Source organism: Streptomyces sp. NPDC002734 (assembly GCF_040295685.1).
Taxonomy (GTDB): domain Bacteria; phylum Actinomycetota; class Actinomycetes; order Streptomycetales; family Streptomycetaceae; genus Streptomyces.
Window position 1 is genome coordinate 1 of the sequence record NZ_JBEOVU010000002.1, and the last position, 19,706, is coordinate 19,706.

At 72.8% G+C, this 19,706-nt stretch carries 19 protein-coding genes; 8 read left to right on the top strand and 11 right to left on the bottom strand.

The annotated features are described in order from the left end of the window. The first annotated feature begins 194 nt into the window (after positions 1-194). Entirely contained in the window at positions 195-1,556 is a 1,362-nt protein-coding gene (locus ABT026_RS01680) for an OFA family MFS transporter (protein WP_351111035.1), read from the top strand. Between the two features lie 193 nt (positions 1,557-1,749). Here the strand turns inward: ABT026_RS01680 and ABT026_RS01685 are convergent, their stop codons facing one another. Beyond that, the gene (locus ABT026_RS01685; RefSeq protein WP_351111037.1) at positions 1,750-2,814 is read right to left on the bottom strand and encodes a LacI family DNA-binding transcriptional regulator; all 1,065 of its coding nucleotides are present in this window, start codon (positions 2,812-2,814) and stop codon (positions 1,750-1,752) included. 221 nt (positions 2,815-3,035) lie between these two features. Here ABT026_RS01685 and ABT026_RS01690 point away from each other — a divergent pair, with 221 nt between their 5' ends. The 5 genes from ABT026_RS01690 to ABT026_RS01710 all read left to right on the top strand — a co-directional run bounded on the left by ABT026_RS01690 (position 3,036) and on the right by ABT026_RS01710 (position 8,697). Next, positions 3,036-4,757 (top strand): ABC transporter substrate-binding protein, encoded by a 1,722-nt coding sequence (locus ABT026_RS01690; RefSeq protein WP_351111039.1) that lies wholly within the window; start codon positions 3,036-3,038, stop codon positions 4,755-4,757. A 149-nt stretch (positions 4,758-4,906) separates the two neighbouring features. Further along, positions 4,907-5,902 carry an ABC transporter permease gene (locus ABT026_RS01695; RefSeq protein WP_351111041.1) on the top strand — a complete coding sequence of 332 codons (996 nt, stop codon included), beginning with the start codon at positions 4,907-4,909 and terminating at the stop codon, positions 5,900-5,902. Then, a complete protein-coding gene (locus tag ABT026_RS01700; RefSeq protein WP_351111043.1) occupies positions 5,899-6,864 on the top strand; it encodes an ABC transporter permease in 966 nt (321 codons plus the stop codon). Before ABT026_RS01695 ends, ABT026_RS01700 begins: the two co-directional genes overlap by 4 nt. Before the next feature lie 4 nt (positions 6,865-6,868). Continuing rightward, the gene (locus ABT026_RS01705) at positions 6,869-7,810 is read left to right on the top strand and encodes an ABC transporter ATP-binding protein (RefSeq protein ID WP_351111045.1); all 942 of its coding nucleotides are present in this window, start codon (positions 6,869-6,871) and stop codon (positions 7,808-7,810) included. Then, positions 7,810-8,697 (top strand): ATP-binding cassette domain-containing protein, encoded by an 888-nt coding sequence (locus tag ABT026_RS01710; RefSeq protein WP_351111047.1) that lies wholly within the window; start codon positions 7,810-7,812, stop codon positions 8,695-8,697. The genes ABT026_RS01705 and ABT026_RS01710 overlap by 1 nt, the downstream gene beginning before the upstream one ends. Positions 8,698-8,778: 81 nt before the next feature. Here the strand turns inward: ABT026_RS01710 and ABT026_RS01715 are convergent, their stop codons facing one another. Genes ABT026_RS01715 through ABT026_RS01745 form a run of 7 tightly spaced genes read right to left on the bottom strand, consistent with a single transcriptional unit; the run spans position 8,779 to position 16,104 of the window. After that, positions 8,779-10,161 carry an alkaline phosphatase family protein gene (locus ABT026_RS01715; protein ID WP_351111049.1) on the bottom strand — a complete coding sequence of 461 codons (1,383 nt, stop codon included), beginning with the start codon at positions 10,159-10,161 and terminating at the stop codon, positions 8,779-8,781. Then, positions 10,158-11,330, bottom strand: a complete 1,173-nt coding sequence (eboE, locus tag ABT026_RS01720; RefSeq protein WP_351111616.1) for a metabolite traffic protein EboE — start codon at positions 11,328-11,330, stop codon at positions 10,158-10,160. The genes ABT026_RS01715 and eboE overlap by 4 nt, the downstream gene beginning before the upstream one ends. Positions 11,331-11,332: 2 nt before the next feature. Further along, entirely contained in the window at positions 11,333-12,184 is an 852-nt protein-coding gene (locus ABT026_RS01725) for a TatD family hydrolase (protein ID WP_351111051.1), read from the bottom strand. Beyond that, entirely contained in the window at positions 12,184-12,975 is a 792-nt protein-coding gene (locus tag ABT026_RS01730) for an EboA domain-containing protein (protein WP_351111053.1), read from the bottom strand. Before ABT026_RS01730 ends, ABT026_RS01725 begins: the two co-directional genes overlap by 1 nt. Beyond that, on the bottom strand, positions 12,972-14,099 hold the full coding sequence (locus tag ABT026_RS01735) for a sugar phosphate isomerase/epimerase family protein (RefSeq protein ID WP_351111055.1): 1,128 nt from the start codon (positions 14,097-14,099) through the stop codon (positions 12,972-12,974). The genes ABT026_RS01730 and ABT026_RS01735 overlap by 4 nt, the downstream gene beginning before the upstream one ends. Continuing rightward, positions 14,096-14,989, bottom strand: a complete 894-nt coding sequence (locus ABT026_RS01740) for an SCO3242 family prenyltransferase (protein ID WP_351111057.1) — start codon at positions 14,987-14,989, stop codon at positions 14,096-14,098. Before ABT026_RS01740 ends, ABT026_RS01735 begins: the two co-directional genes overlap by 4 nt. Continuing rightward, on the bottom strand, positions 14,986-16,104 hold the full coding sequence (locus ABT026_RS01745; protein ID WP_351111059.1) for an inositol-3-phosphate synthase: 1,119 nt from the start codon (positions 16,102-16,104) through the stop codon (positions 14,986-14,988). The genes ABT026_RS01740 and ABT026_RS01745 overlap by 4 nt, the downstream gene beginning before the upstream one ends. A 181-nt stretch (positions 16,105-16,285) precedes the next feature. Between ABT026_RS01745 and ABT026_RS01750 the strand changes: the two genes are divergently transcribed. Together ABT026_RS01750 and ABT026_RS01755 are read left to right on the top strand one after the other, a co-directional pair. Beyond that, positions 16,286-16,888, top strand: a complete 603-nt coding sequence (locus tag ABT026_RS01750; RefSeq protein ID WP_351111061.1) for a CGNR zinc finger domain-containing protein — start codon at positions 16,286-16,288, stop codon at positions 16,886-16,888. A gap of 5 nt (positions 16,889-16,893) precedes the next feature. Continuing rightward, positions 16,894-17,289: an SRPBCC family protein gene (locus tag ABT026_RS01755; protein ID WP_351111063.1), complete on the top strand. Its 396-nt coding sequence runs from the start codon at positions 16,894-16,896 to the stop codon at positions 17,287-17,289. Positions 17,290-17,395: 106 nt separating this feature from the next. Here the strand turns inward: ABT026_RS01755 and ABT026_RS01760 are convergent, their stop codons facing one another. From ABT026_RS01760 to ABT026_RS01770, 3 genes are all read right to left on the bottom strand, one after another. After that, the gene (locus tag ABT026_RS01760; protein WP_351111065.1) at positions 17,396-18,073 is read right to left on the bottom strand and encodes a GntR family transcriptional regulator; all 678 of its coding nucleotides are present in this window, start codon (positions 18,071-18,073) and stop codon (positions 17,396-17,398) included. A 177-nt stretch (positions 18,074-18,250) separates the two neighbouring features. Then, on the bottom strand, positions 18,251-18,382 hold the full coding sequence (locus ABT026_RS01765; RefSeq protein ID WP_351111067.1) for an MFS transporter small subunit: 132 nt from the start codon (positions 18,380-18,382) through the stop codon (positions 18,251-18,253). Next, positions 18,363-19,679 carry an OFA family MFS transporter gene (locus ABT026_RS01770; protein ID WP_351111069.1) on the bottom strand — a complete coding sequence of 439 codons (1,317 nt, stop codon included), beginning with the start codon at positions 19,677-19,679 and terminating at the stop codon, positions 18,363-18,365. The genes ABT026_RS01765 and ABT026_RS01770 overlap by 20 nt, the downstream gene beginning before the upstream one ends. Positions 19,680-19,706 lie beyond the last annotated feature (27 nt).

Below are 19,706 nucleotides of genomic sequence, written 5' to 3' on the forward strand. Positions count from 1 at the left end.
TCTCCCGGGCGCCCCGGGGGGCCCGGGCGCGCCCGGTCACCGCCGTGGGGGGGGGGGGGGGGGTGGTTTGGGGGGGGTGTGGGGGGGGGGGGGGGGGGGGGGCGCCCCCCCGCCCCGGGACCCGTGCGCACACGGAAGGCCTTGGACAGGGGGCGCCGGCAAGAGCTTTCGAACGCAAGGGGTGCTAAGGGACGATGACAGCCACCGACGATCTCGCAACACCACTCCCCTACCGGGAGGTCACGGACGCCAACGGTCGTGTCTACCGGCTGGGCGAGTCCGACATCGACATCATGGGCCGCAAGCGGATCTGGATGGTCGTCCTGCCCTGGGTGGGCATGATGGGCATCTCCTCCGCCGAGTACGCGTTCGCGTCGGCCGAGGACGCGCTGCACGCGGCGCACCACTGGGACAGCGGGGCCATCTACTGGATGATGACCGTGTGGGTCTTCTTCCAGGCCGCGGTGGCGTTTCCCGCGGGAAGGCTCCGGGAGAGCGGCCGCCTGCCGGCCCGTTCGGCGATGATGCTCGGCGCGGTCGGCACGCTGCTGGGCTACCTGTCGCTGGCGTTCTCGCCGCACGTCCTCCTCGCCTTCATCGGCTTCGGGATGTTCAGCGGCATGGGCGCGGGCATGGTGTACGCCACCTGCGTCAACATGGTGGGCAAGTGGTACCCCGAGCGCCGGGGCGGCAAGACCGGCTTCGTGAACGGCGGTTTCGCCTACGGCTCGGTGCCGTTCGTCTTCATCTTCACCGGCTTCATGGACGTCGGGAACTTCCGGTGGGTGCTGACGCTGGTCGGCTTCTTCCTCGCCGCCGTGGTGGGCTTCGCCGGCTCCTTCTTCAAGGACCCGCCGAAGAACTGGTGGCCGGCGGAGGTGGATCCGCTCAACCCGCCGGACGACCCGCGCGCCCGGCGCTCGCTGGCGAAGAACCCGCCGGCCGTCAAGCAGTACAGCCCCATGGAGGCCTGGAGGACCGGGCGGGTGGCGCTGATGTGGTTCTGTCTGGCCTGCACCTCCGGGGTGAACATCTTCGGCATCGCGTTCCAGGTCGACATCGGCCAGGAGGCGGGGTTCGCGGCCGGGATCGTGGCCACCGCCATGTCCCTCAAGGCGGTCGTCAACGGCACCGGCCGGGGCGTCATCGGCTGGCTGTCGGACCGGATGGGCCGCAAGCAGTGTCTGCTCGCCGTGTGTGTCGTCCTGGGTCTCGCTCAGTTCGGGATCATCTGGTCGGCGGGCATCGGGTCGCTGCCGCTGTTCCTCGTCTTCTCGGCCATCTCCGGCTTCGGCGGTGGTGCCATCTTCCCGATGTTCGCCGCGATGACGGCCGACTACTTCGGGGAGAACAACAACGCCACCAACTATGGCATGGTCTACAGCTCCAAGCTGGTGTCCGGTCTGGGCGCGGGCATGGGGATCATGGTCGTCGACGCGTGGGGGCTCGACGGCGCCTTCACCCTGGCGGGCTGCATCTCGTTCTTCGCCTGCTTCGTCGCGCTCTTCCTCTCCCCGCCGGGCCGCGAACGGCGCGGTCTGATCAGCATCCGCTGACCCCGCGGAAGAGCCCTGCCGGACCCCGGCGGGGCTCTTCCGCTGCCCGGCAGGGTTCGCGAGCCTGCCGGGCGCGACCAGGCGGCTCCACGCTCAGGCCTCCACGTCAAGGCTCCGCGCTCAAGTGCTCCGCGCTCAAGTGCTCCGCGCTCAGGCCTTCGCGCTCGAGTGCTCCACGCTCAGGGCTCCACGCTCAGGGCTCCGCGGTCACCGGCGAGGACGGTGCGGCCGCGGCGCCCGCCACGGCCGGCCCCGTGCTGCCGCGCGGCAGCAGCCGCGCGGGCTCGTCCTCGAGGCCCTCGGCCCAGCCCTCCTCGACCAGGGTGAGGAGGGTGCGGACGGCGTGCCTGCCGTAGGCGGGGATGTCCCGGTTGAGGGCGGTGATGCCCGGGCGGACGACCCTGGTGAGCTGGGAGTCGTCCCAGGCGACCAGGGACAGTTCCCCGGGGACGCTCAGCCCCAGTTCGTCGGCGACGGACAGCCCGGCGACGGCCATGATGTCGTTGTCGAAGACGATGGCGGTCGGGCGGTCGGGCCGGATGAGCAGGCCGCGGGCCGCCCGGGCGCCCGCCTCCCCGGAGTAGTCGGTGTGCACGATGGCCGGCTCCCCCATGCCCAGTTCGGCGCAGACCGCCCGGTGGGCGCGGTCGCGGCGTGCCGTGTGGTCGAGGTCGCGCAGTCCGGCCACCCGGGCGACCGAACGGTGGCCGAGGGTGTGCAGGTAGCGCAGGGTCTGGCCGAGCGCGGCGGCGTCGTCGGACCACACCGAGGGCAGCCCGCCCGCCGCCTCCGGGTGGCCGATCGCCACGGCGGGCAGGCCGAGTTCGCGGATCAGCGCGATCCTCGGGTCGTCGGTGCGCAGGTCGGTCAGGAGCACGCCGTCGATCCGGCCCTCGCCCCACCAGCGGCGGTGGACCTCCATCTCCTGCCCGGCGTCGGCGACGAACTGGAGCGTCAACGCCTTGCCCTGGGCGGCGAGTTCGTCCTGCATGCCGCTGATCAGGCCCATGAAGAACGGTTCCGCGCCGAGGAGCTGGGCGGGCCGGGAGGAGACCAGTCCGACGGCGTCGGCCCTGGCCCGGGTGAGGGCGCGGGCCGCGCTGTTGGGACGCCACCCGATCTCCCGGGCGATCCGCTTGATCTCGGCCCGGGTCCCCGGCGAGACGCCGGGCCGGTCGTTGAGCGCGTACGAGACCGCGACCTTGGAGACGCCCGCTCGTCGCGCGATGTCCTCCATGGTGGGGCGACGCCTGGACATGTGACCTCGCTTAACCGCTTCATGTGGGTGCCGTCATCGTAGCGGCAGCGCCGCACGTCCAGACCTGCCCGGTGCGGACCTCGGCGTAAACAACTTCCGTGTAACGAAGCCACGGGAGCGCTCCCGTCCCCCCTTGACACCGCCGCCCGCCGGGCCGAGACTTCCGCCACTTACCCGGTTCAGTTGCTCCGCCCGAGGACGGGCGGGGAGGGAGTTGACCGATGCGCACTCGAGCGCGGCTCATCGCTCTGGCGGCCGTGGGCGGCATGGTCGTCACGGCGTGTACGGGCGGGGGTTCCTCCACGACCCCGGACGGAAAGGGAGTTCAGGGGGGACTTCCGAGGAACGAGACCCTCTACACCAGCGGCACCCAGTGGGGTCCGCCGGCCAACTACAACCCCCTGCACAACTGGGACCACGCCACCGGCACCAAGGGGCTGGCGTACGAGACGCTGTTCCACTTCGACCCGAAGGCCGGCGAGCTCAAGCCGTGGCTGGCCGAGGGCGGGGAGTGGAAGGACGACAAGACCTACGAGGTGAAGCTGCGCTCGGGCATCACCTGGTCGGACGGCAAGCCGATGACCGCCAAGGACGTCGTCTTCTCCTACGAGATCGGCAAGCTGGAGGCCGCCTCGTTCCACACGCTGTGGGACTGGCTGTCCAAGGCGGAGGCCGTCGACGAGCAGACCGTGCGCTTCACCTTCAAGGAGGCGCGCTACCAGGAGTGGGACTTCACCCTCTACGGGCAGCCGATCGTGCCGGAGCACCTGTGGAGCAAGCTCTCCGAGGAGGACGTCCTCAACGGCGTCAACGACAAGCCGGTGGTCTCCGGCGCCTACAAGCTCAAGAGCCACTCCCAGGACCGCGTGGTGTGGGAGCGCCGTGACGACTGGTGGGGCGTGAAGGCGCTCGGTATGAAGCCGGCGCCCAAGTACATCGTCGACATCTCCAACCCGAGCAACGAGGTCGTCATCGGCCAGATCGGGCAGGGGCAGCTGGACCTGAGCAACAACTTCCTCCCCGGCGCGGCCCAGATGATCAAGGGCGGCAAGGCCGTCTCGTACTACGACAAGCCGCCCTACATGCTGTCCGCCAACACCGCCTGGCTGGTGCCCAACACCAAGCGCAAGCCGATGGACGACGCGGCGTTCCGCAAGGCGCTGGCGTACTCGATCGACATCGACAAGATCGTCACGGGCGTCTACGGCGAGCTGGTGCGGCCGGCCGACCCGACCGGTCTGCTGCCGCAGTGGGACGCCTACATCGACAAGGGCCTGACCGCGAAGAGCGGCTTCTCCTACGACACCGCCAAGGCCAAGGACCTGCTGAAGGGCGCGGGTTACAAGGACACCGACGGCGACGGGCTGGTGGAGAACAGAGACGGCAAGAAGCTGAAGCTGAAGCTGATCGTGCCGTCCGGCTGGACCGACTGGATGGAGGCGGCGAAGGTCATCGCGGAGAGCGCCAAGGCCGCCGGCATCGACGTGAGCACCGACTTCCCGGACCAGAACGCGCTGACCGACATGCGTGGCAAGGGCGAGTTCGACCTGGTGATCAACAACGAGCGCCAGCTGTCCAACACCCCCTGGACGTACTACGAGTACATGTTCCAGCTGCCGGTCCGCGAGCAGCAGAACACGGTCAACTTCGGCCGCTACGAGAACAAGGAGGCGTGGAAGCTCGTCAACGAGCTCGGCGGCGTGAAGACCGACGACGAGGCCGGCATGAAGGAGGCGGTCTCCAAGATCCAGGAGATCCAGCTCGAGGAGATGCCCGTCATCCCGCTCTGGTACAACGGCCTGTGGTCCCAGTCGACGACCGGCACCTGGACCAACTGGCCCTCGGAGAAGGGCGACAACCCGCACGCGCCCACTCTGTGGCGCAACTGGCTGGAGCTGGGCGGCTTCGAGGCGCTGACCGGCCTGAAGCCCGCGAAGAAGTAGTCCCGCGGAAGCAGTTCCCGCGGCGGCCGCCGGACGCCACCCTCCCGCCGGACGCACCGGCGGGGGCGGGGCGCCTCCCGGCGGCCGCCCGGCGCCGACCTCCCCGCCTCCCCCGGCTCTCCTGCCTCTCCTGATCCTGGAGTTCACCCTTGCGCCGCTACTTCGCCCGCAAGCTCCTCGTCTACGTCCTCACCTTCGTCTTCGCCGTCACGGTGAACTGGCTGATCCCCCGGTTCATGCCCGGTGATCCCGTCTCCGCGATGATCTCCCGGGCCCGGGTCTCGCAGCCGGAGGCCGTGGAGCACATGCGGGCCTACTACAACGAGCTGTTCGGCTTCGACCGGCCCGTCTGGGAGCAGTACCTGCACTTCTGGTCGTCGCTCCTCCAGGGCGACTTCGGCATCTCGATCTGGGTGTTCCCGCAGCCGGTGAGCGAGATCATCCTGGGTGCGCTGCCCTACACGCTCGCGCTGATGATCCCGGCCATCCTGCTCAGCTGGTTCGCCGGCAACTGGCTCGGCGCGCTGGCCGCCCGGCGCAAGCTGCTGGACAACACCGTGCTGCCGGCCGGTTATCTGCTGACGGCCATGCCGTACATGTGGATCGCCGTCCTGCTGGCCTGGGTGTTCGGCGCGCGGGCGGGCTGGTTCCCGGTCTCGGGCGGCTACAGCCTGGACATCGAGCCGTCGTGGAGCTGGCTCTTCTTCACCGACGCGCTGCACCACTGGGTGCTGCCCTTCCTGTCCATGTTCCTGGTGGCGCTGGGCGGCTGGGCCATCGGCATGCGCAACATGATCATCTACGAGCTGGAGGCGGACCACTCGTCCTACCTGGCCGCGCTGGGCGCCCCGCAGCGGCTGATCCGCCGGTATGCCTTCCGCAACGCCGTCCTGCCGCAGATCACCGGGCTGGCGCTGCAGTTGGGCGTCCTGGTGGCCGGCGCGCTGGTCACGGAGATCGTCTTCAACTATCCGGGCCTGGGCAGCCTGATCCTCGCGGCGATCCAGAACCGCGACTTCTTCCTGCTGCAGGGCACCTTCCTCTTCATCGTGATCGGTGTGCTCATCGCCAACTTCGTCATCGACCTCGTCTATGTGATCGTCGACCCCCGGACCCGGACCGGCATGGCGGGAGGCCAGTCATGAACGCGATGCCCCCACTCGGCGAACCGGCCTCCGAGCCGGTCGCGACCACGCAGCCCGCTCCCGACGGGGTTCCCGGCCTCGCCGCCGGGGCGGCCGAGCCGTCGGCTCCGCTCAGTCCCACCCGCGAGACCCTGCACTACGCGGTCCGTAATCCCAAGCTGCTGATCGGCCTGGCCGTCGTCCTGGTGCTGCTGCTGACCGGTCTGCTCGGCCCGCTGCTGCTGGAGGGCAAGGACCCCAATGCCTACTCGGGCGCGCAGGGGGTGGGGCCGAGCGGCGAGCACTGGTTCGGCACCACGACCTTCGGGCAGGACGTGTTCGCGCAGTTCGTGCACGGCCTGCGCGCCACCTTCCTGGTCGGCGTGATCGGCGGTGGCATCGCGGCCGTCGTGGCCATGCTGGTCGGCTTCTTCGCCGGCTACCGGGGCGGCGTGCTCGACGAGGTGCTCACGATGGTGACGAACATCGTGCTCGTGATCCCGTCGCTGGCGGTGCTGCTGATCGTCAACGCCTACCTCGGTGTGCGCAGCGTGCCGGTGCAGGGCCTGTTCATCGGCCTGACGTCGTGGCCGTGGGCGGCGCGGGCGATCCGCGCCCAGACGTTCAGTCTGCGCACCCGTGACTTCGTCGATCTGGCCCGGCTCAGCGGCAGCCGCACCTGGAAGATCATTTTCCGGGAGATCGCGCCGAACATGAGCTCCTACCTGTTCATGACGTTCATCCTGCTGTTCGGCGGTTCCATCCTCATCGCCTCCTCGCTCGACTTCATCGGCCTCGGCCCCACCGACAGCGTGTCGCTGGGCCTGATGCTCCAGAGCGCGCAGCAGTGGAGCGCGCTCCAGCTCGGCATGTGGTGGTGGTTCGTGCCGCCGGGGGTGGGCATCACCGCGGTCGTCGGCGCGCTGTACGTCGCCAACGTGGGTCTGGACGAGGTGTTCAACCCCAAGCTGAGGGAGTCGTAAGCACATGACCCTGACCGTCGACGACCTCCGGGTCCACTACCGCACGCTGCGGGGCGACGTTCGCGCCCTGGACGGCGTCAGCTTCTCCGTCGACGACGGCGAGATCCTCGGCCTGGTCGGTGAGTCGGGCTGCGGCAAGACCACGCTCGGCAAGTCGCTGATCCGTATGGACGGCCGGATGCGCCACGTGGGCGGCACCGTCACCCTCGACGGGGACGACGTCCCGGTCGGTGACGACCGCGCCATGAACGCGTTCCGTTTCCGCCGCATCTCGCTGGTCCCGCAGTACTCGATGAGCGCGATGAACCCCACGCGCCGCATCGGCCGGATGATCCGCGAACTCCTCGCCTCGCGCGGGGCGTCGGTGGACACCGAGGAGCTGCACCGGCGTCTGGCCCTGGTGGGTCTGAAGCCGGAGGTGCTGGACCGCTACCCCATCGAGCTGTCCGGCGGCATGAAGCAGCGCACGGTGATGGTCATCTCCACGCTGCTCGATCCCTCGCTGCTGATCGCTGACGAGGTGACCAGCGCCCTGGACGTCTCCAACCAGAAGGCGGTCGCCCACGCACTGGTGGGCCTGCGTGACCAGGGCCTGGTCACCAGCATGGTGTTCATCACCCACGACCTCGCGCTGACCTCGCACATCGCCGACACGATCATGGTGATGTACGCGGGTCTGCTCGCCGAGAAGGCGCCGTCGAAGGTCCTCACCAGCGCGCCGCGTCACCCGTACACCCGCCGGCTGCTGGCCGCGCTGCCGGAGGCGGGCGTGCGCCGCTCCGGGGGCCGCCTGTCGGGCATCGAGGGCAGTCCGCCCTCGCTGCTGTCCCCGCCCACCGGGTGCCGGTTCCGTGCCCGGTGCCCGCTGGCCGACGACCGGTGCGCCGAGCAGCCGCCGGTCGTCGAGGTCGCCCCCCGTCACCACGTAGCGTGCTGGAAGGTCTGATGCTGACACTCGACCGCGTCACCAAGACGTTCCGGACCGGGACCTTCTCCGGCAGTTCGGTCACCGCCGTCGACCGGGTCTCCTTCACCGTCGGGCGGGGGGAGGTCGTCACCCTGCTCGGGGAGAGCGGCAGCGGCAAGTCGACCCTGGGGCGCATGATCCTGGGCCTGACCCCGGTGACCGAGGGCTCCCTGACGCTGGGCGGCGAGCCGGTGCGCTCGGGCCGGGAGTACTACCGCCGGGTGCAGGGGATCTTCCAGGACCCGTTCAGCTGCTTCAATCCCGTCTTCAAGGCGGACCGGGTGTTCGCGCTGGTGAAGGAGGCCTACTACCCGAAGCTGTCCGCCGCCGACTGGCGCGGCCGGGTGGAGCGGGCCGTGCGCGACGTGCGGCTCGATCCGGGGCAGGTGCTGAACAAGTACCCGCACCAGCTCAGCGGCGGCCAGCTGCAGCGCCTGCTGATCGCCCGGGCGCTGCTGCTCGACGGACTGGAGTTCCTGGTCGCCGACGAGATCACCAGCATGCTGGACGCCTCGACCCGCGTCGACGTCCTCAACCTGCTGGGCGACCTGCGCGAGCGGGGCCTGGGCGTCCTGTACATCACGCACGACCTCGCCCTGGGCACCTACCTGGCGGAGCAGACGGTGGTGCTGCGGAGCGGGCGGATCACCGAGCGGGGGGCGACCGAGAAGGTCTTCGGCAACCCGATGCACCCCTACACCCGGCACCTGCTGGCCGCCGTCCCGCGGCTGGGGGTGGAATGGGTGGACGCCGAGCCGGTGGAGAGCTGCGTCTTCCACGACGCGGGCGCCGAGGGTGAGTTGTACGAGGCCGAGCCGGACCACTTCGTGGCCTGCGCGCAGCTTCCGGGGTGCCCCGGGCACTGAGCACTCCCCCGTACCGTACGGCCTGCGGCGGGCGTCCTCCACGGACGTCCCGCCGCGGCCGTACGGCTTCACCGGCAGCGGTCAGGCGAGCCCTGCCAGGCGCAGCAGCAGGTTCTTCACCTCGGTGGCCTCGACGCGTTCGCCCAGCGCCTGCGGGGCGGAGCAGAGCAGCAGCGGGCCGTCCTCGTCCCGCTCGGGCAGCCGGCCGTGGCTGCCGCGCACGGGTGAGGGGTCGAGCGGGACGACGGCCATCCGGTACCGCAGGCCGAGCTTCTTGCGGGCCAGGGCGCCGGCCGCCTTGACCTTCACGTACGGGTCGAGGGGGTCCATGAAGAGCTCGGCGGGGTCGTAGCCGGGCTTGCGGTGGATCTCCACCAGCTGGGCGAAGTCGGGGGCGCGGGCGTCGTCGAGCCAGTAGTAGTAGGTGAACCAGCTGTCCGCCTCGGCGACCAGGACCAGTTCGCCGGCGCGGGGATGGTCGAGGCCGTTCGCCTTCTTCCCCGCGTCGTCGAGGATGTCCGCGACGCCCGGCACCTCGGCCAGCAGGGCGCGGACCGTCTCCCGGTCCTCCTGCCGGCGCACGTAGACGTGGGCGATCTGGTGGTCGGCGACGGCGAAGGCGCGGGAGGTCGTCGGGTCGAGGTACTCCATGCCGTCCTGGGTGTGCACCTCCAGCAGTCCGGCGCGGCGCAGCACGCGGTTGACGTCGACGGGGCGGGACACCGGGGTGATGCCGTACTCGGAGAGCGCGACGACGGTGCGGCCCTCGGCGCGGGCCTCGTCCAGGAGCGGGGCGACGGCGGCGTCGATTTCGGTGGCGGCCCGCAGCGAGCGCGGGTCGTCGGGGCCGTAGCGCTGCAGGTCGTAGTCGAGGTGGGGCAGGTAGCACAGGGCGAGGTCGGGTCGCCGGGTGCGCAGGACGTGGCGGGTGGCGTCGATGATCCAGCGGCTGGAGACCAGGTCGGCGCCGGGTCCCCAGAAGTTGAAGAGGGGGAACGTGCCCAGTGCGCCGGTGAGTTCGTCGTGCAGGTCCGGCGGCCGGGTGTAGCAGTCGGGTTCCTTGCGGCCGTCGGCGTGATAGACGGGGCGCGGGGTGACGGTGACGTCGGTGTCGGCGCCCATCGCGTACCACCAGCAGATGTTGGCCACCGTGTAGCCGGGGGCGACCCGGCGGGCGGCGTCCCACAGCTTGTCGCCGCCGACCAGCCCGTTGTGCTGCCGCCACAGCAGGACGTCGCCGAGCTCGCGGAAGTACCAGCCGTTGCCGACGACTCCGTGCTCGGAGGGAAGTGTGCCGGTCAGGAAGGTCGACTGCGCGGCGCAGGTGACGGCGGGCAGCACGGTGCCCAGCGGTGCCCGGGAGCCGTCGCGCGCCAGGGCCTTCAGGTGGGGCATGTGGTCCAGGAGGCGTGGGGTGAGTCCGACGACGTCGAGGACCAGCAGGGGGTTCACCGAGGGGTTCACGGCAGCTCCTTGAGGCCGAGGTCGGTCAGCAGGTCGCGTGCGAGGGCGAGTTCGGCGGCGATGCCGTCGGCGAGTCCGCCGGCGTCACGGGGGCGCAGCGCGGGCGGCAGGGCCTGCCAGGTGTAGGTCTCGACCTCGAGGTGGCGGGTGCGGGGGACGGGTCCGCCGACCAGGTGGGCGAGGGCGTCCCGCAGCACGGGCAGGGTGGAGGTCAGCGGCGGGGCGGGGGCGGCGTGCAGCGGGACGTGGAAGTGGGAGCGCCACGGCGCCTGCCGCGGCAGTGTTCCGCTCGCGAGGGCCTCGGGCAGGTCGTCGACGGCGTGCAGGGCGCCGTCGGGGGTGCGGGCGCGGGTCTGGTGGAGGAAGCGGGGTTCGGCGAAGGCGGCCAGCGCCTCGCGTCCGGCCGGGTCGCCGGGGTCCTCGGCGTGCAGGGCGGCGGAGAGCTGCGACTTCACGACGGGGACGCCGGCCGCCGCCAGGGCGTCGAGGGCGGGGCCGGGGTCCTCGAAGGAGGTGGCCAGGTGGCAGGTGTCCACGCAGACGCCGATGCGCGGGTGGCCGGTCTCGGTGAGCGGGGCGACGGCGTCGGCGGTCGTCTCGACCACGCAGCCGGGCTCCGGTTCCAGTCCGACGCGGACGGAGCGGCCGGTCTCCTCGTGGAGCCGGTCGAGCCCGCGCCCCAGGGTGCGCAGGGCGGTCAGCGCCGCTGCGGCGCGTTCGCCGTCGTACGCGGTGCGCCAGGCCAGGGGCAGGGTGGAGACGGTGCCCTCGGCGGCGTCCTCGGGGAGCAGCCGGGTGAGGACGCGGGCCAGGGCGGTGGTGTGCTCCAGGCGTTCGGGGTCGGCCCAGTCGGGCCGGTAGACGCGGTACTTGACCTCCTCGGCGCCGAAGCCCTGGTAGGGGAAGCCGTTGAGGGTGACCACCTCCAGGCCGCGGCGGTCGAGTTCACCGCGCAGCCGGCGCAGGGCTGCGGGGTCGGTGTCCAGGGCGCGGGCCGCGTCGTGGGCCAGCCACAGGCCGATGCCGAGCCGGTCGCGTCCCAGCCGCCGGCGGACGGCCTCGCAGTGGTCGCGGAGCTGGGCGAGGACGCCGTCGAGGGTCTCGGCGGGGTGGACGTTGGTGCAGTAGGCGAGGTGGACGACGGAGCCGTCCGGGTGCCGGAAGCGCATCGTCATTCGCCCCCGCGCAGGATGGAGTTGCCCTCGTGGGTGGCCGCGGCGGCGTCGGCGGGGGTCAGGTCGAGGCGGCCGCTCAGTCCGTAGAAGGCGACCGGGTTGCGCCACAGCACCAGGTCGACGTCGTCCTCGCCGAAGCCCGCCGCGAGCATCGCGTCGCCGACCTTGCGGGTCTTCAGCGGGTCGCTCCTGCCCCAGTCGGCGGCGGAGTTGACCAGGACGCGCTCGGGGCCGTAGGTCCGCAGCACGGCGACCATGCGGTCCTCGTCCATCTTGGTGTCGGGGTAGACGGAGAACCCCAGCCAGGCGCCGCTGTCCTTGGCCTCGGCGACGGTGGTCTCGTTGAGGTGGTCGACCAGCACCCGGTCGACGGGCAGCTTCGACTCGCGCACCACGTCGAGGGTGCGCCGCAGTCCGGTGAGCTTGTCGCGGTGCGGGGTGTGGACCAGGGCGGGCAGGCCGTGGTCAGCGGCCAGTTGCAGCTGGGCGGCCAGCGCGTGGTCCTCGGCCGGGGTCATGGAGTCGTAGCCGATCTCGCCCACCGCGACCACGCCGTCCTTGGCCAGGTAGCGGGGCAGTTCGCCGAGGACGGGAGTGCAGCGCGGGTCGTTGGCCTCCTTGGGGTTGAGCGCGAGGGTGCAGTGGTGGGCGATGCCGTACTGGGCGGCCCGGTAGGGCTCCCAGCCGAGCAGGGAGTCGAAGTAGTCGACGAAGCTGGCCGGCGAGGTGCGGGGCTGGCCGAGCCAGAAGGCGGGCTCGACGACGGCCCGCACTCCGGCGGCGCGCATCGCCTCGTAGTCGTCGGTGGTGCGGGAGGTCATGTGGATGTGGGGGTCGAAGATACGCATCAGTGCGTCTCCTGTGGGGCGGAGGCGGGGACGGGAACGGAAGTGGGCTCGGGAGTGGCTTCGGTGAGGGCCAGGACGCGGTACAGGTCGGCGGGCACGGTGCGTCCTGCGGCGCCGCGTTCGGCGGCGAAGTCGTTCAGCATGCGGGCGAGTTCGGCGTCGCCGTGGGCGCGTTCGGCGAGCCGGCCGACGGTGTCGAGGGGGACGCCGGTGAAGAGGCACTTGAGGACGGCGTGCCGCCACTGGTGGGCGGGCAGGTGGCGGGCGCCGTAGGGGCCGAGGGCGGCGGCGACCAGCCGGGTGTCGTTGGTGCGCAGGGCGTCCTCGACGAGGTCCAGAGCCTCGTCGCCGGGGACCAGTGCGGGCAGGGCGTGGAGCACGGCCCGGCGTTCGGCGGCGGTGCCCTGTCGGTAGAGGCGGGCCAGCGTGCCGGGGCCGGCCCCGGCGGCGTGCAGCAGCAGGATCCGGGCATCGTCGGCTGCGTCGGGGCCGACGCGGCGGCCTGCCTCGGCGAAACGGAGCTCCAGGACGGAGACCCCGGCCGCGGGGGTGCGGGACTCCTCGGCCACGGCGGTGCCGGACTCCCCGGCCACGGTGCCGGAGGGCTCCCGGGCCACGGCGGTGCCGGACTCGTCGGCCACGGTGGTGAGGGCGTCCTCCAGCCAGTCCCGGGCGGGGGCCGGGAGCCGGGCGGCGAGACGGGCGCGGCGCTCGGCCGTCGGAACAGGCGCCGGGGGTGCGGCGTGGAGCGTGCCCTGGGGGGCGGGGTCGGGGGCAGGGTCGGCGGTCATGCGGTGCTCCCTTCGGTGGCCGTGGCCGTGGCGGAGGGCGACGTGGCGGGGGCGTCGGTCGTGGCGGGGAGCGAGGTCTCGACGAGAGGTCTGGTCGCAGCGGAGGGCCGGGACTCGGCAAGGGGTCGGGTCGTGGCGGGCGGCGAGGTCTCGGTGGGCGCTGCCGCCGTGGGGGCCGAGGGCGGAGGCGCCGCGGAGGCCGCGGTCGCCGTGGTGATACGTGCCCCCGCCGTGGCCCGTGCCGTCGTCGCCACCCCGGCCGTGTGCGCGGCCCGGTGGAGGAAGGAGAGCGAGTGCTCGGCGTACCGGGGTCCCGCGTGGGAGTGGCGGGGCAGTTCCACGACGGTCAGCCCGCGGTAGTCCGCCGCGGCGAGCGCGGCCAGCACGGACGGGAAGTCGATCTCGCCCTCGCCGAACGGGAGGTGCTCGTGGACGCCGCGGCGCATGTCCTCGATCTGCACGTGCCGCAGCCAGGGCGCGGCCTCACGGACGCAGTCGGCGGGCGGCAGGGGTTCCAGGCACTGGCAGTGGCCGATGTCCAGGGTCAGACCCAGCGGTCGCGGGTCGCCGAGGAGGCGGCGCAGCCGGTGGAAGCCGGCCAGGTCGGCGAGCAGGTGCCCGGGCTCCGGTTCGATCGCCAGGGCGACCCGGGACGCCTCGGCGGCGGCCAGCACGGGGTTCAGCGCCTCCGCGAGCCGCATCCAGGCGGCGTCCTCGTCGGTGCCGGGCGGGATGACCCCGCTGAAGCAGTGCACGGCGTGGGCGCCGAGGTCGGCGGCCACCCGGACGGCCCGCAGCAGCAGGGCGACGCGGCGACCGCGGTCCTCCGGCTCGGGGTCGAGCAGGGAGGGACCGTGCTTGCGGCGCGGGTCCAGGACGTAGCGTGCGCCGGTCTCGACGGTGACCGCCAGGCCGAGTTCGGCCAGCCGCGCGGCGAGCTTGGCGGTACGGGCGGCGAGGTCGGGGGCGAGCGGGTCGAGGTGCATGTGGTCGAGGGTGAGTCCGACGCCGTCGTAGCCGAGGTCGGCGAGCAGGGCGAGGGCGTCGTCGAGCCGGAGGTCGGCGAGGCCGTTGGTGCCGTAGCCGAGGCGTAAGGGAAGGGGGTCGCTCGTGCTCGTTCTCATGTGAGGCTCACTTTCCGGCCGAGGCGGCGGGCGACGGGCGCGAGGGCCGCGGTGAGGAGGGCGGTCGCGGGGGCGCCGGCCCGGGCCGCGAGAGCGGCCTGGAGGGGGACGAGGGCGCGGATCCCGCCGCCGACGGCGCGCTGGGTCAGCTGGGGGGACGGGTTGAGCACGGCGTGCAGCAGGGGGCGGGCGGAGGTGACCGCGAACGCCGCGGCGGCGAGCGAGGTCGGACGGCCTCGACCACGCCGTGACGGACCGCCCTCGTCGCCCGCACGCGTGCGAGCGGCGCTCCGCACGAGCCCCGCGGTGACCGCGGCGGTCACCGCCAGGGCCGCCACGGACGGCCGCACCGCGCCGCCGCGGGTCTCGTGGCGGGAGACCACCGTGACGGCGCAGGTGTGCGCGCCGACGGCCAGGGCGGACGGCAGCGCGCGGACGGGCGCCCCGGTGGAGGCCGCGCCCATCAGCAGGTCCAGGGCGCGGGCGGCGCCCATGGCGGGCGGTCCCAGCGGCGTGTGCTTGAGGTGCAGGTCGTAGGCCCACACGGTGGCCGCCAGGGGGACCGCGACGGCCGCGGTGCGCCGGCCGGCCAGGGCCGCGCAGCCGAGGCCCGCCGCGGTGAGTCCTGCGGCGGCGGCCAGCGCGGCCCCCGGCCGGATACGCCCGGACGGCAGCGGCCGCCCCGGCCTCTCCCTCGCGTCCTCCTCGCGGTCGGCCCAGTCGTTGAGGGCCATGCCCGCCGCGTACAGGCACAGCGAGGCGGCGACGGCGCCGAGGGTGCGGGTCCGGGGCCGTCCGCCGCCCGCGACGGCGCCGGCCAGCGCGTCGCCGGGCACCGTGAACAGCGCGGGGACGCGCAGCAGTTCGGCCCAGTCCCGGGCCGCGCTCATCGGCCGGCCGCCAGCCGTCGCGCCAACTCCAGGAGGCGGCCGTACTGTTCGCCGAGCGCGACCGGCCCCTCCCCCACCGGGTCCTTGAAGTAGAACCCCAGCTCGCCGACGGGCCCCGTGAGGCCCAGTTCCCCGGCCCGGGCCATGATGCGGGCGAGGTCCAGCACCAGCGGCGCCGCCAGCGCGGAGTCGCAGCCCTGCCAGGTGGTCTGGAGCACCATCCGGGTGCCGAGGAAGCCGTCGAAGGCGATGTGGTCCCAGGCCGTCTTCCAGTCGCCCAGCGCGGGGACGTCGTCGATGTGCGTGCCGCCCTGCGGCAGGGTGCCGAGCGCGTCGGCGAGGACCCGCGCCTTGCCGGCGTTCTTGGCGGCGGCGGCCGCCGGGTCGGCCAGCGCCGCGCCGTCTCCGCCGCCCAGCAGGTTGGTGCCCGACCAGGCCCGCACGTCCAGGGCGCGCTGGGCGAACATCGGCGCCAGCACGGCCCGCAGCAGGGTCTGCCCGGTCTTGCCGTCCCGTCCCGCGTAGGGCAGTCGGCTCTCCTCGACGAGCGGGGCGAGCCCGGGGTGCTGGATGCCCGCGGAGGGGGTGAAGTTCACGTACGGGCAGCCGGCCCGCACCGCGGCCGCCGCGTACAGCGCGCTGGGCGGAAGTCCGGGGCCGTCGGTGCGCGGCTCGGTGGAGGCGACGTTGACCACCACGACCCGCCGCAGTCCGCGCCGCCGCGCGAACTCCCGTATGTCGTCGGCCAGTCGCTCGGTGACGCCGTCGGCGTCGTCGGTCGCTCCCGCCCTGATCCCGCGGTCGGCGTCGTCGAGTTCGGCCCGGACGGCGTCCGGCAGACCGTGGGGCAGGACGCCCGCCCCGGCGAGTGCCTCGGCGCGCTTGGCGAGCGGGCCTTCGGCGGTGTCGTGACCGCCGAAGACGAGGGCGGTGAGCGGGGGAAGCCCGCTGCGGGCGAAGGGTGGTGTCTCGGTGAGCATGCCGGTCGGCGGGCGCAGTCCGGCGGTCAGGGCCGCGCAGCCGGCGACGGCGGTGGTGGCGACGGAGCCCCGGGCCCCGATCAGCCAGACGCCCACCCGGGGCGGTAAGTCGGACGGTAAGTCGGACGGGGACATGACGCGGCCTCCTCGATTCGCACGGAATACGCAACGGGGAAACTAGCAGCCGCGGGCGGGTCTTGATCAGTGGCAGGACGCACGGACTGTGCCCCGCGGAACTCCGCGAAGCACCGGAATCCTGCGAAGGCCGCGGGCCCTCCACCTGGCCGGGCACCGTGTAACCGGTTAAAGTGGTTACATGGTCTCCGCCGCGCCCCCAGGGCTGACATTGCGCTCCCACACGGGTGTCGCCTACCGGTTCGACCCCGGCGCGCTCTGCCTGGAACTGCTGACCACCGGCGGCCCCGGCCCCTACCGCCGCTACGAGGTCCTGCACGAGCCCGCCGACCTGGCCGCCTGGGCGGAACGGTCGCGGCTTACCCCGACGCCCGCGCTGGACGTGTCCGCGGCGGAGGTGGCCGACGCCCGAGCGGTGCGTGACGCGCTGTTCCGGGTGGTCCTCGCCCGCACGCGCGGCGAGCACCCCCCGTCCGGCGACCTGAAGACCCTGAACGCGGCGGCCGCCCGTCCGGCCATGGCGCCCGCCGTCGCCCCCGACGGGACGCGGCAGTGGGCCGGCACGCCCACCGGCACGCAACTGACGGCCACCGTCGCCCGGGACGCCGTCGAGCTGCTGACCGGGCCCTTCGCGCACCGCGTCCGCACCTGCGCGGCCGAGGACTGCCACCTGGTCTACGTCGACACCTCGCGGCCCGGCCGCCGCCGCTGGTGCTCCATGGAGCACTGCGGCAACCGCCACAAGGTCAGGGCGCTGCGCGCCCGCCACTCCGAGGAAGGATGACCGTCATGCCCACAGGTCTCACCCGGGACGCCGGCTGGCAGATCGGCGTGTCCCGCACCCTGCCCCACCCGGTGGACGCCGTGTGGGAGTTCGTGAGCGGCCCCGACGGCGTCGCCCTCTGGCTCGGCTCCGGTGCGGTCCTCACCCCGGAGAGGGGCGCCCCCTACCGGACGGCCGACGGGGTCACGGGCGAGGTGCGCGGCTACCGCCCCGCGGACCGTATCCGCGTCACCCACGGCACGACCACGGTCCAGATCGCCCTCAGCCCCGCGGCCGACGGGGCGCGCACGACGCTGCGTCTCCACCAGGAGCACCTGGCGAGCGCCGAGGAGCGCGAACGGCGACGGGCGCACTGGCAGCACGTCATGGAGCAGGTCGCCGCCGCCCTCGAGCGGCGGTGACCACGGCACGCGGCACCCGGCCGGAGACCGGCGCCCCGGGCAACCGTGGGCGCGCCCCTCGCAGGCGGCGCCCGCTACCGGGGCGCCCGTGCCCGCCGCGGCGCGGTCAGCCCTTGGGGCGGGCGTGGTACGAGTGCCGGGTGTGTTCCGTGTGCTCGCGCATGAGCCGCGTCGCCTCCGCCTCGTCGCGCTCGGCGATCGCGGCGATCAGCGCGCGGTGCTCGGTCCAGGACCGGGCGCCGCGCTGCCGGGCGATCGGCGTGTAGTACCACCGCACCCGCCGGTCCACCTGAGCGGCCAGTTCGGCCAGGACGGCGTTGCCGGCCAGCTCCATCACCGCGGCGTGGAAGCGCGCGTTGGCCTCCACCGCCCCGTCGACGTCGTCCGCGGCTACCAGCGCCTCGCCCTCCGCGCACAGCGCCTCGAGCCGCTCGATGCCCGGCTTGCCCGCGTTGGCCGCGGCGAGCCGGGCGGCCTCGGCCTCCAGCAGCGTGCGCACGGTGAGGAGTTGGTCGGCCTCCTCCTCGGTCGGCTCGTGCACGAAGGCGCCCTGGGCGGGGCGCAGGTCCACCCAGCCCTCGGTGTTGAGCCGCTGCAGCGCCTCGCGGACGGGCTGGCGGGACACTCCGAGGTGACCGGCGAGTTCGCTCTCCACCAGGTGCTGTCCGGGCCGCAGCGCGCGGGTGGTGATGAGCTCCAGCAACGCCTCGTAGACGCGGTCCCGGAGCGGGCCGGGGCGTTCCAGCTTGGGCACGGCGCCCTGCGGCAGACCGGTGGACAGCATCGCATCCCCTCCTGAACACCCTGGTCCCGGAGACCCTGGGCACACCCCGTTGTCTATCGTCTACAGTCTACGGCGCTCGGGGAGTTGCGGGGCGGGTGACGTCGGACACGACACGCCGGTGCGCCCCGCCCCCTGTCGCGGGAACGGGGCGCACCGTGGGCGACGGCGGTCGCGGCGTCAGCCCGTGAAGAGCTGGGTGGCCTTGCGGACCAGCTCGAAGAGGCCGTAGGCGAGCGGCGCCCCGACCCACAGCCACGAGAAGGCGATCAGCCCGCGGCGCCCGGCGCCCTCAGGCGGGTTCTGCGACATGGACGCCCTCCTTCACGTGGTACTTGGCGTGCACCGGCCGCACCAGCTCGTTGGCCACGAACCCGACGACCAGCAGGCCGAGCATGATGAACAGCGAGGTCCCGTACAGCTCGGGGCCCTGCTTGCCCGCCTCCTCCTGCCGGTCGGCGATCCAGTTGACGATCAGCGGGCCGACGACGCCCGCGGTGGACCAGGCGGTCAGCAGCCGTCCGTGGATGGCGCCCACCTGGTAGGTGCCGAACAGGTCCTTCAGGTAGGCGGGGATCGTCGCGAAGCCGCCGCCGTAGAAGGACAGGATGACCAGCGCGCAGAGCACGAACAGCGGCTTGGAGGTGTCTCCGAACAGCGCGATCAGCAGGTACATCAGCGCGCCGACGCCCAGGTAGACGCGGTAGATGTTCTTGCGCCCGATCAGGTCGGAGGTCGAGGACCAGCCGATCCGGCCCGCCATGTTGGCCGCCGAGAGCAGCGCCACGAACCCGGCGGCGGCCGAGACCGACACCGGTGTCGAGGAGTCGGCGAAGAAGTCGGTGATCATCGGCGCGGCCTTCTCCAGGATGCCGATGCCCGCGGTGACGTTCATGACGAGCACCAGCCACAGCAGCCAGAACTGCGGCGTGCGCACGGCGTCGCGCGCGGACACCTGGACCCCGCCGACGCCGGCCGTGGCGTCGGCGGCGGCGTCGCCCTCCGCGGGCCTGGGCACGCGGATCAGCAGCACGCCGAGCGACATGAAGACCGCGTAGACCAGGCCGTGGACCAGGAAGGCGGTGGCGATGCCGGAGGAGTCGGAGCCGAACGACTCCAGCATCCGGGTGGACCAGGGCGAGGCGATCAGCGCGCCGCCGCCGAAGCCCATGATGGCGATGCCGGTGGCCATGCCCGGCCGGTCGGGGAACCACTTGATCAGCGTGGAGACCGGCGAGATGTAACCGATGCCGAGGCCGATGCCGCCGACGAAGCCGTAGCCGAACACGATCAGCCAGTACTGCCCGGTGTACGCGCCGAGTGCGGAGAGCAGGAAGCCCGAGGAGAAGCACACCAGGGCGACCGTCATCGCCCAGCGCGGGCCGTTGCGTTCGACGAGGGTGCCGCCGAAGGCCGCGGACAGGCCCAGCATCACGATGCCCAGCTGGAAGGGGAGCGCGCTCAGCGTGCCGCTGATGTCGAGCGAGGATTCCAGGGGCGCCTTGAAGACGCTCCAGGCGTAGGCCTGGCCTATGGACAGATGGACGGACAGGGCGGCCGGGGGCACGAGCCAGCGGCTCCATCCCGGCGGTGCTACCGGTGGACTCATGATCCGGAACCTTAGGTACCGCTTACC